Raw genomic sequence first — 3,128 nt, forward strand, 5'->3', positions numbered from 1 at the left:
TTTGGCGTCCTTAAAACGCGTCAGCCGTATCAGGCTGATTATGCAGTTGCAAGATGAGTGGCAAGACGGTATCTGCCATCCTGACCGGAGTGGCTGTGTCACCGACATCGTTTGACGGTGGCAGCCTGATGGTCAGGCAGCTTGTCCAGGAGCAAGACGCAATGATCGCAAACTAGCCTTTGACTTTCTCCCGTCTTGTCCGAAGGCATACTGCAAATCGTGCGCAGAATCAGCGGCACACCATTCTCGGTTGAAGTGGCATTTCCATCGTTGTTCGCTTGAGCAAACCATAAATGCTGCGCCTGCAGGAAGATGAAAGCACGCCGTCAGTCGGGTAAGATCACTGCATTCCGGCGCGGTGCCTTAGCCGCGCAACTCTTTCAGCAAGGCAAGCCTTATGGCCATCAAGAAATCCGAACTTTATTCATCCCTGTGGAAAAGCTGCGACGAGCTGCGTGGCGGCATGGATGCCAGCCAGTACAAGGACTACATCCTCGTCCTGCTGTTCGTGAAATACGTTTCCGACAAATACGCCAAACAGCGCAACGCGCTGATCGACGTGCCCGAAGGCGGCAGCTTCAGCGACATGCTGCAGTGGAAGGGCAAGAAAGAAATCGGCGAAGAAATGGACAAGGTCATCGCCCGGCTGGCGGAGGCCAACGAACTCACCGGCGTAATCGACCAGGCAGCGTTCAACGATGAAGACAAACTCGGGAAGGGCAAGGAGATGGTCGACCGGCTCTCCAAGCTGCTCGCCATCTTTGAAAACCCCGCGCTCAATTTCTCGGCGCAACGTGCCGGTGATGACGATCTGCTGGGCGATGCCTACGAATACCTGCTTGGGCATTTCGCCGTAGACTCCGGAAAATCAAAGGGCCAGTTCTATACCCCCTCGGAAGTCTCCCGCGTGATGGCCAGGGTGCTCGACCTTGCCAGCGCCACATCTGCCGACCAGTCGATTTACGACCCGACTTGCGGCTCGGGCTCGCTGCTCTTGAAAGCGCACGACGAAGCCAAGCATGCTACCGGCTTCGATCTGGCGCTCTACGGTCAGGAAATGGACAACGCCACCAGCGGTCTGGCCAAGATGAACATGATCTTGCACGACTGCCCCACGGCGGAAATCTGGAAGGACAACACGCTGGCCAGCCCGCACTTCAAGGACGCCAGCGGCGCACTCAAGCGCTTCGACTTCATCGTCGCCAACCCGCCGTTTTCCACCAAGGCCTGGACCAGCGGCTTCAACCCCGCCAACGATCTTTACGACCGCTTCGAGTTCGGCATCCCGCCGGAAAAGAATGGCGACTACGCCTTCCTGCTGCACATGCTGGCCTCGCTGAAATCCACCGGCCGCGCCGCGCTCATCCTGCCGCACGGCGTGCTGTTCCGTGGCGGGGCGGAAGGCCGCATCCGCGAGAAGCTGGTTCAGCACGGCTATATCAAGGGCATCATCGGCCTGCCGGCCAACCTGTTCTACGGCACCGGCATTCCTGCCTGCATCATCGTGCTGGACAAGGCCGAGGCCGCCGGCCGGAAAGGCATCTTCATGGTCGATGCCAGCAAGGGCTTCATCAAGGACGGCAACAAAAACCGTCTGCGCGAGCAGGACATCCACAAAATCGTCGACACCTTCACCCGCCAGAGCGATACCAACCCCAAGTACGCCAGACTGGTGCTGGTGGCCGAGATTGCCGCCAACGATTACAACCTCAACCTGCCGCGCTACATCGACAGCAGCGAGCCGGAGGACCTGCAAGACCTCGCCGCCCACCTGCGCGGTGGCATCCCCAACCGCGATCTGGATGCACTGGATCACTACTGGCAGGTATTGCCCGGTATCCGTTCACAGCTCTTTGCTGCCAGCACATACCCCGGCTATAGCGATCTGCGCGTGGCAATCAGCGCCATCAAGCCGGCGATTACCGCCCACCCGGAATTCACCGCCTTTGTCGATGCGGCGCACAGCGTGTTCCGTGCCTGGCAGGATGATGCCGCCATCCTGCTCAAAGCCATCTACACGCAGACCAGCGCCAAAGCACTGATCCACACCCTGAGTGAAGACCTGCTCGCCCGCACCGCCAGCCTGGCGCTGATCGACAACTACGATCTCTACCAGCAGCTGATGGATTACTGGGCCGCCACCATGCAGGACGACGTGCAGCTGGTGATTGCCGATGGCTGGCAAGGCTGGGTGGATAACGCCCTGAATACCGAGCTGCTGCCAAAAGAGATCGTCATCGCCCGCTACTTTGCCGCTGAGGCTGCCGCAATCGCCGAGCTGGAAGTGCTGCGCGACGACATCACGCGCCAGCGCGAAGAGCTGGAAGAAGAACACGGCGGCGACGACGGCCTGCTTGCAGACGCCCGCACCGACAAGGGCAAACTCACCGCCAAGAGCGTGAAAGACCGCCAGAAAGCCATCAAACACCTGGCCGACGTGCAGGACGAACTCGACCAGCTCGCCGCCTGGCTCGCGCTCTCAGAGCAGGAAACCGCCGCCGCCAAGCGGGTGAAAGACGCGCAGAAGGTGCTGGATACCAAGGTGGTGCAGCAGTACCGGAATTTGAGCCAGCTCGACGTCTGCCAGCTGGTCGTGCACGACAAATGGCTGGCCACCCTGTCCACCGCCATTGAGCAGGAACTCACCCGCGTCGGCCAGACCCTCACCGGTCGACTCACCCAGCTGGCCGAGCGCTACGCCACCCCGCTGCCGCAACTGGAAGCGCAGGTGGACGAGCTGAGCGCCAGGGTTGCGCAACACCTGCAGAAAATGGGGCTGGTATGGAACTGAGCACAGTTATCCCGCAAGGGTATAAACGTACCGACTTTGGAATAATTCCAGAGGAATGGGGTTTGACAACGATTGGAGAGATTTCGACTGTTAGTTCAGGCGGAACACCGAGTCGAAAAAACACTGCGTTGTGGGGTGGTTCAATACCTTGGATAACAACGGCTCAGATTGACTTCAACATGATCGTTGAAGCGAATGAGTTTATTACTCAGGAAGGCTTGGAAAATTCTGCTGCAAAATTATGAGGTTGACCGCGAATTTCGGATACCAAGCGTAGCCAGATAAACTGGCATACGGAGGTATCGATGTACAAAATCCCGAAGCAGAGCTACACCAC

2 protein-coding genes are annotated in these 3,128 nt (G+C 58.6%); both read left to right on the top strand.

The genetic code is table 11. The annotated features are described in order from the left end of the window. The first annotated feature begins 397 nt into the window (after positions 1-397). Positions 398-2,791, top strand: coding sequence for an N-6 DNA methylase (locus tag C515_RS0116335; protein ID WP_028456383.1), 2,394 nt, complete (start codon positions 398-400; stop codon positions 2,789-2,791). Beyond that, complete coding sequence (locus tag C515_RS23715) at positions 2,782-3,036, top strand: restriction endonuclease subunit S domain-containing protein (protein WP_144290504.1); 255 nt, start codon at positions 2,782-2,784, stop codon at positions 3,034-3,036. Before C515_RS0116335 ends, C515_RS23715 begins: the two co-directional genes overlap by 10 nt. Positions 3,037-3,128 lie beyond the last annotated feature (92 nt).

The sequence above is a fragment of the Chitinilyticum litopenaei DSM 21440 genome (assembly GCF_000428145.1).
Lineage (GTDB): Bacteria > Pseudomonadota > Gammaproteobacteria > Burkholderiales > Chitinibacteraceae > Chitinilyticum > Chitinilyticum litopenaei.

Coding starts and splice junctions, on each gene's coding strand:
- C515_RS0116335 (WP_028456383.1), top strand. CDS start 398: ATGGCCATCAAGAAATCCGAACTTTATTCATCCCTGTGGAAAAGCTGC.
- C515_RS23715 (WP_144290504.1), top strand. CDS start 2,782: ATGGAACTGAGCACAGTTATCCCGCAAGGGTATAAACGTACCGACTTT.